The sequence below is a fragment of the Methylocystis sp. genome, from assembly GCF_050246715.1.
Classification (GTDB): domain Bacteria; phylum Pseudomonadota; class Alphaproteobacteria; order Rhizobiales; family Beijerinckiaceae; genus Methylocystis.
This window is the reverse complement of the sequence record NZ_JBFWVN010000090.1, coordinates 1-7,747: the sequence shown is the minus strand read 5'-3', so window position 1 is coordinate 7,747 and position 7,747 is coordinate 1. Positions and strand designations below refer to the sequence as shown.

General features: G+C 60.0%; 6 protein-coding genes. 4 read left to right on the top strand and 2 right to left on the bottom strand.

Annotation, left to right across the window (positions count from 1 at the left end; translation table 11 throughout):
- Positions 1–308: 308 nt before the first annotated feature.
- Together acpA and AB7I51_RS17095 are read right to left on the bottom strand one after the other, a co-directional pair.
- A complete protein-coding gene (acpA, locus tag AB7I51_RS17100) occupies positions 309–1,748 on the bottom strand; it encodes an acid phosphatase (RefSeq protein ID WP_428406367.1) in 1,440 nt (479 codons plus the stop codon).
- A 143-nt stretch (positions 1,749–1,891) separates the two neighbouring features.
- On the bottom strand, positions 1,892–2,929 hold the full coding sequence (locus AB7I51_RS17095; RefSeq protein ID WP_428405535.1) for a cytochrome-c peroxidase: 1,038 nt from the start codon (positions 2,927–2,929) through the stop codon (positions 1,892–1,894).
- 381 nt (positions 2,930–3,310) lie between these two features.
- On the opposite strand from AB7I51_RS17095, the gene AB7I51_RS17090 reads away from it, so the two are divergent.
- The 4 genes from AB7I51_RS17090 to AB7I51_RS17075 all read left to right on the top strand — a co-directional run bounded on the left by AB7I51_RS17090 (position 3,311) and on the right by AB7I51_RS17075 (position 7,317).
- Positions 3,311–4,456, top strand: coding sequence for a cytochrome-c peroxidase (locus AB7I51_RS17090; RefSeq protein ID WP_428405536.1), 1,146 nt, complete (start codon positions 3,311–3,313; stop codon positions 4,454–4,456).
- Between the two features lie 59 nt (positions 4,457–4,515).
- Positions 4,516–5,589, top strand: a complete 1,074-nt coding sequence (locus AB7I51_RS17085; protein ID WP_428405537.1) for a metallophosphoesterase family protein — start codon at positions 4,516–4,518, stop codon at positions 5,587–5,589.
- Between the two features lie 16 nt (positions 5,590–5,605).
- A complete protein-coding gene (locus AB7I51_RS17080) occupies positions 5,606–6,004 on the top strand; it encodes a c-type cytochrome (RefSeq protein WP_428405538.1) in 399 nt (132 codons plus the stop codon).
- Positions 6,005–6,222: 218 nt separating this feature from the next.
- The gene (locus AB7I51_RS17075) at positions 6,223–7,317 is read left to right on the top strand and encodes a helix-turn-helix transcriptional regulator (protein WP_428405539.1); all 1,095 of its coding nucleotides are present in this window, start codon (positions 6,223–6,225) and stop codon (positions 7,315–7,317) included.
- The last annotated feature ends 430 nt before the right edge of the window (positions 7,318–7,747 follow it).

The following is a 7,747-nucleotide window of genomic DNA, read 5'->3' as shown; positions in this document are numbered from 1 at the left end:
TAGAGCAGACCGCAGACCCAGCTCAGCGTGCCGCAACAATTCCAATAACCCCCTCACCACACAATACCCCTTGGTATAGAGCATCACAATCTATCGAATAGCCAATACAACCATTCCAGGTAGGAATGAGACTACCCAGTCAGGCCGGACATGACGCATGTGCAACCCGGTCATGACAAAGAAATCTCGCAATAAACCAATTGCTTGCGTCAGCAAGGCGCCATTGCCGGCAATTTTTTGGCGAGAACGTGGCTATTTTGGCGCGATCCCCGCCGGACGGACAGACGGGTTTTTCCGCGCTCGAGGACTTACGGTTCAATCAACGCGTTGCGCAAGTCCACCGCCCTGACGTCTCGATCGCCAAGCGCCGTAACGCCGAAGCGCAGCTCGACCGTGCGCAGGATCGAGAGCGTGTCGTAGACCGTCTTGTCGACAAAGCCTTTTTTGGCGAAGGGCGAGATGATCAGAGTTGGGACGCGAGTTCCCGGGCCGTAGTCGTCTCGATGCGGCGGCTCGACATGATCCCAGAAGCCGCCGTTTTCATCGGCCGTGACGATGATCAGCATGTCGGCCCAATTGGGGCTCTTGCGCAGCCTTTCGACGACCTGCGCGACATGGGCGTCACCGGCCGCGAGATCGGAATAGTCGGGGTGGCCGTTGAACATCCCAAGCGGCTTGTAGAAACTCACTTGCGGCAGCTCGCCTTTATCCGCAGCACAAAAAAAATCGTCTGCGTCCTTAAGATGCTCGCGTCCTTTTTTGCCTTCCGCGTAATTGGCGAAATAGGCGAATGGCTGATGATGCGTTTGAAAATAGTCGGGCTTGCCGTCGCCGTAAGGCTTGAGGCGGCCCTTTGCGACATCGCGCCAGCCGCCCGCGTACCAGGCCCAAGTGACGCCTTTCTCGGTCATGCGATCGCCGATCGTCGGCATATGCAACGGCGGCAGCCGCTCCTGCGCTTCCGTCTTGTCGTATTTCGACACCGGATTTGCCGGCTGCAGCGTGCCGATCGCCTCCAGATCCTCTGTCAGCTGGCCAAGGTTCTTATGGCGCGGCGGCCCGTCAAGCACGCTTTGCGGCGAATCCTCTCTGCGTTCGCGAATTTTGAGTTCTTCCCCTCGAGAATTCTTGACGCTCGACACCTTCGACACGAATTTTTCTCTCGTCGTCTCTACCGGATTGTCGAAGATCGGCACGCAGCCGCAGATAAGGAAAAAATGGTTGAGCATCGAGCCGCCAAAGGCGGCGTGGAAAAAATGATCGGCCAGCGTGAATTCCTTTGCCAAGGCCCACTGCTTCAGCCCTGAGCCGTCGTAATAGCCCATGACGAGGGCGCCGGCGTTCGAGGCTTCGACGAAACGGTCCATCTTTCCGCCGTCGATCTGCTCCCGCTCCAGATAAAAGTCATGCACCGGGTCCATGGTGTGACCGTCGATGTCGACATAAGGCTCGAGGCGAAACGGCGCGTTGGGCAGGCGTCGCGGAAAGCGATCGTCCCATCGCGGACGCGGCAGAGCGGCGAGCGGCTTCCCGTCGAATTCGACTTGCGGCGGATGCACGGCCGAATTGACGCCCTCGGCGCCGGGAAACAGTCCGAACACATGATCAAAGCTGCGGTTCTCGGTGAAAATGACAACGATATGGCCGGTGCGCGCGAATGGATTCGGCTGTTCCTCCGCGGCGACCGGCGCGCATGCCGCCGCCACGCAAATCGCCAGCGAAATAAGAGAGCGCTTGACGACTTTCATTTGACGGTCTTCCTCCCGCATCTTCCGCGCAGCGCCGGTCATTAGCGAATCGCCAACCCAGAATTGTGACAAGCGCGAGCGCGAGCGCCAATCGTACGGCGCCAGCGCTCGCCTTTCACAATTCTCGGACTGCGGCCTTCGGCTTACTGCGGCAGAGGCGTGCCTTGAGCGCGCGGCGGCAGCACGGGATAGACAATTTTCGGCTGGTCGCCGTTCAACGTCCCGAGGAAGGCCACGATCGCCTTCACATCCTGATCGGAGAGCGTTTCGCCAAGCTGATCTTTCGCCATGAGGGCGACCGCTTCTTCGAGCGTCCAGACGGCGCCGGTGTGGAAGTAAGGCGCGCGCAGGGCGACATTGCGCAGCGGCGCCGAGCGGAAGACGAATTCATCCGCCGCATCATTCGTCACCTTGGCGCGGCCCTTATCCGCGACAGGCAGAATCTCGACGCTCGGCTTTTGCGCGACGCCGAAGGGGAAATAGCCATTGCCGCCAATATTGACGCCGCCGTGACACCCCGCGCATCCCTTGTCGAGGAAAAGACGCAGCCCCTTCTTCTCCACGTCATTGAGCGCGTTGACGTCGCCCTTGAGGAATTTGTCGAAACGCGAATTGGGCGTCGTCAGCGTCGCCTCAAAAGCCTCGATGGCCTTCGCCATGTTGTCGAAACTCACGGGATTGGGATCCGCAGGAAAGGCCGCTTTGAACTCCGCGACATAGGCGGGGATGCTGTTGAGCGTCTTCTCGACCTGCGCCGGCGTATTGTTCATTTCCACGTCCGCCTGCACGGGACCTTTCGCCTGCGCCTTGAGATCGACGGCGCGCCCGTCCCAGAACTGCGCGACATTGAATACGGCGTTGAGCACGGTCGGCGCGCGGCGCGGCCCCTTGGCCCAACCATGGCCGATCGACGTCGGACCGGCGTCTGCGCCGCCGGTTCCGAGATTGTGACAGGAGTTGCAGCTGATGATCTGACTCTTCGAAAGCCGCGGATCGAAAAACAGCTTGCCGCCGAGTTCGATCTTGGCGGGCGTGATCTCGTTGTTCTTTACGACCATCGCGACGCTGGCGGCGTCAATCGGCTTGAAGACGGCATTGGCGTCGGCGCGCAGATCGCCCGCCGCGGCCATGTTTGGCGCCAGCAGAACCGCTGCGAGCGCGGCGAACCGTGTCAAATGCATCACTTCCTCCTCCAGTGGATTTTTGCCAAGGCGCTTTCGCACCGCGAAGCAACGCCTCTCTCGGCCGTCAGCTATCACAGCCGCGTAGGCGGCGGAAGGCCGCGCCGAAGCGACGCTCTTTAAAAACAATCCGATGTAGCATGAACATGACAGAAGAGCCGAAAACGACGAATTGCAAAACAAGCGATGAGATGAGCGATTTATTGCGCTCAGCCGGTGCAATGCACAATCATTACTCGTAGAGGCGGAATATTTGGTTTTCGAATTCTTCGAATTCCCCGCCAGGCGTCACAACGATGACTTGCCCTGCCGCTAAAACCAGCGCAAACTTGATGTGAAAACAAGAGCCGGCAATAAGCCGAGCGGCAGCGGAGGGAGCTCATGGCGCGCATTCCTAATGTCCGGAAATCCGTTGAGACGACGCTTGTCGCGCTTCCTCTTGCGGCCCTGCTCGCCGGCGGATGGGCGATGGCCGAACCGCTCGGCCTGCCGAAGGTCCCGATTCCGGCCAATAATCCACAGTCGCCGGATAAAGTGGCGCTCGGCGACAAGCTGTTCCATGACGCGCGCTTCTCGATCGACGGGACGGTGAGCTGCTCCACCTGTCACAATGACAAGAAGGCGTTTACCGACAGCCCGCTGCGCGTTTCGGAAGGCCATCATAAGCTCACCGGCACCCGCAACGCCCCGACGGTGATCAACGCCGCCTATTTCACTTCGCAATTCTGGGACGGGCGTTCGCCGTCACTCGAGGACCAGTCGCAGCACCCGATGGTCAATCCCGTTGAAATGGGGATGCCCAATCACGACCCGATTCTCAAAATCGTTCGCGAAGATCCGGCCTATGTCGAGGGCTTCAAAAAGGCGTTCGGCAAGAGCGGTCGCGACGTGACGATGGATGACGTGCAAAAGGCGATCGCGAGTTTCGAGCGCACGATCGTCTCGGGCGACTCCCCCTTCGACAAGTGGTATTTCGGCGGCGACCGCAACGCGATCAGCGATCAGGCGAAACGCGGCTTCGACCTTTATGTCGGCCAGGCGCGCTGCGTCTCCTGCCATGTCATCGAACAGACGCAGGCGCTGTTCACCGACAACGGATTCCACAATATCGGCGTCGGCATCAACCACATCCAAAGCGACGTGCCGCGGCTCGCCGCAGAATTCCTCAAGGCCAAAGCGGCAGGCGCTTCCGTCGACAAATCGGTGCTCGCCGATCCGAAGGTCTCCGAACTCGGGCGCTTCGCAGTTACGAACGCCTTTGACGAAATCGGCGCCTTCAAGACCTCGACGCTGCGCAATATCGCAATGACCGCGCCCTATATGCATGACGGATCGCTCAAGACGCTCAAGGACGTGGTCAAACATTACAATGAGGGCGGCAAGAGCCCCGGCGACCCGACGCCGGTCAATCCCTATCTCTCGGGCGGCATCCGGCCGCTGAACCTCACCGATCAGCAGGTGGACGACCTTGTCGCCTTCCTGGAGACGCTGACGAGCCCCGCTTATGTGACGGCGCAAACGAAATAAGACGCAAAAAGCAAGCGGCGTCGCCCGCGCAAACGCGACGCCGCGAGGGAGGATAGGACATGACCAGACTGATCACCCGGCGCAGCGTGATCGCCGCCGGCGCCACCGCCGGGACCTTGACGACCCTGCCCATCTCCATGGTGCGCCTCGCCTTCGGGGGAACCCGCGAGGATTTCAGCTTCACCTACATTTCCGATTCGCACATTCAGCAGATCAAAGGCGCAAGCTTCGTGCGCAACTGGGACATGGGCCTCAAGCGCGCCGTCGCGGAAGCCAATCTCATTACGCCCGAAGCCGATTTCGTCATGTTCGGCGGCGATCTGGCGCAGCTCGGCAAGAAGGAGGAGCTCGACCATGGCGGCGAGATGCTTTCGCATCTCAAGAGCAAGCTCCACTGCGTAATGGGCGAGCACGACTATTATCTCGACCTCGGCGACTATTGGTCGAAACTCTATGGCCCGCAGTGGTACAGCTTCGATCACAAGGGCGTGCATTTCGTTGTGTTGAATTCGATTCTCACGACGGATGACTGGACGTTTCATCGCTGGCCGAGCGCCGAGCAGCGCATGCTCGAAATGGCCGGCCTCGACAATCCCAACGGCTCGCCGTTCATGGTCGGCGACAAGCAGCGCGCTTGGCTCAAGAACGATCTCGACAAAGTGTCCAAGGACACGCCGCTCATCGTCTTTTCTCATTCGCCCTTGCAGAAAATCTACAAGGGCTGGAATTTCTGGACCGACGACGCCGAACAGGTGCAGGCGCTGCTGCACCCGTTCAAGACCGTCAGCGTGATCTACGGCCATGTCCACCAGATCCAATATAATCAGATCGGCAACATCTCCTTCAACGCGGTGATGGCGACGGCTTGGCCCTGGCCCTATCCAGACACTTATGCGCAGGCCGGCGCGCATGTGCCGGTGCTGACGGTGCCGATGAACCGCGCCGATCCCTTCTTCGAGCGCGACGCCACGGGCTGGCAGATGATCGACGTCAACTCCGGCCGCGTCACGGCGCGTTATCAGCTGTGGGACAATCAGGAGCGCGTCGTCGGCTACGATCCGAGGTTCGGGAAGCCCGTCGACAAGAAATATCAAGAGGCGATCATTCGCAAGGCGCCGCAACAGCACTACTAAGTCGAGGAGAATGAATATGCGCCGCTATATGATTGCGCTTGTTTTGGGCGCCGCGCTGCTGTCGCCGGCAGCGCTAGCCGATGAATTCACGACGACGGACGTCGACCGTTGGCAGGGCGAATTCGATTCCGTCGCCAAGAAAGGCCGCGAGCTATGGACGAGCGGCGCGGTCGGCACCAATGGCGTCGCCTGCGCCCAATGCCACCCGAACGCCGCCAACACCCATCCGGAAACCTATCCGAAGTTCCAAAAGCAGCTCGGCAAGGTCGCGCAACTCTTTGAAATGGTGAACTGGTGCATCAAAAATCCGCTGCAGGGCACGGCGCTGGCGGCGGACGATCCGAAGATGACGGCGTTCATCGCCTATATTCATAAGGAGCGCAAAGGCGTCGCGATCGACGCCGGCAAGCACTAGGTGCGCCGCAAAAAAAGTGGAATCCGGTTTTCGGTGGAAAGCGCCCTCTAAACTTTTGAAATCGATCACCCTGTATTTGGACGATTCTGTCCAAGTGCAGCGTGAGTTCTCGCCAATTCGGCGGCCGGCTGGAACCATCTCGCCGGCCGCACGTTTGCATAGGGTTTATTGCGAGCGCTCACGCCTTTAGCGCGACCGCCCAACATGAGATATTGAAGATGGTTCAGGAACTCATCGACCGCATTTACGAATGCTCCTTTGCGCCGGACATGTGGCCGGATGTCCTCGACGAGCTTTCGCATCTGGCCGAAGCGCAGGGCGGCGTGTTGTTCGCGGCGCGCGAGAGAGTGTCGCGCTGGACCGCCTCTCCAGCGCTCTGCGAGCATGTCGAGAACTTCATGCGCGGCGACTGGCTGAGCAATTGCACGCGCGGCGGCAAGCTGTTCAGCCGCCGCCATCCGGGCTTTCTCACCGACGAGGACGTCTATACGGCGGAGGAGCTCGAACGCGACCCCAACTACTGCGATTTCCTGCGGCCGCGCGGGCTCGGATTCAGCGCCGCGACGGCGATCGCGCTGCCCACCGGCGACACCGGCATCATCTGCCTGGAACGCGCGCATAATCGCGGGCCGGTCGAGCCCTCGATCATCCGGCAGCTTGACGAGCTACGCCCTCATCTTGCGCGCGCGGCGTTTCTCGCCACGCGGCTGCAGCTCGAGCGCGCCCGCGTCGCTGGCGAAACCTTCGCGCTCATCGGCCTTCCGGCGCTCGTGCTCGACGACGATGGGCGGGTCATTTCGGCCAACGACCCAAGCAACTCGCTGAACAAATACGTCCGCTGGCGCGCACATGACCGCGTCTCGCTCGTCGACGCCGCCGCCGACGGCCTTTTGCGCCAGGCGATGGATGCGCTGGATCACGACCTCGTCGGCGCGCCGAGATCCTTCGCAGCCCGCTCAGGCGACGACGCATTTCCAATGATCGCCAATCTCGTGCCGATCCGCGGCGCGGCGCGCGACATTTTCGTTCGCTGCGCGGCGGTTTTGGTGATGACCCCAGTGGGATCGCCCCAGGCCCCGGCGATCGAACTGGTTCAGTCGCTTTATGATCTCACGCCCGCCGAGGCGCGGGTCGCCCGCGGCCTTGTCGCCGGCAAGACCCTAGAGGAAATCGCCACTGAGCAGTCCGTATCGCGCAACACCATACGCACCCATCTGCGCGGCGTGATGGAGAAGACTGGGTGCAACCGGCAGGCGGAAGTGGTCGCGCTGCTCGGCGGACTCGCCGCGCTCAGCGGGCCCAAGGAAGAATAAGCGTATACAATTGATTTAGGTTAATTCTGCAACGGTCTCATCCATTTGGATGATGCCGACTCTTTTCTATTCTCTTAATTATTTACTCGAACATCGGGGGGGCGGTCGTAATTGCCGCGGACGCTTCAATAACTCGGGGTTCCACACTACCCGCTCAATTTTCAACCCAGCTTTTTAGCAATTCTACGAACAGCCCTTTCTGACTTAAATTTAGAGGGCCCTCGCGAGGCCCTCTCCGCAATTTTCAAAAAATGGTTCCGTCATCATCAATTCGAGTGACGCGCAGAGATTGCTCTTATCGTATCTAGAGCGGGCTCCGAACGATCTGAATCGATTTAAGATTCACGAATCGGGTGAAGTCTGATTCATAATTCCTGCCGCGGGAAGGAGGCGGCGGGAATGGCGCTTTCCGACGATCTTCGCAAACGCT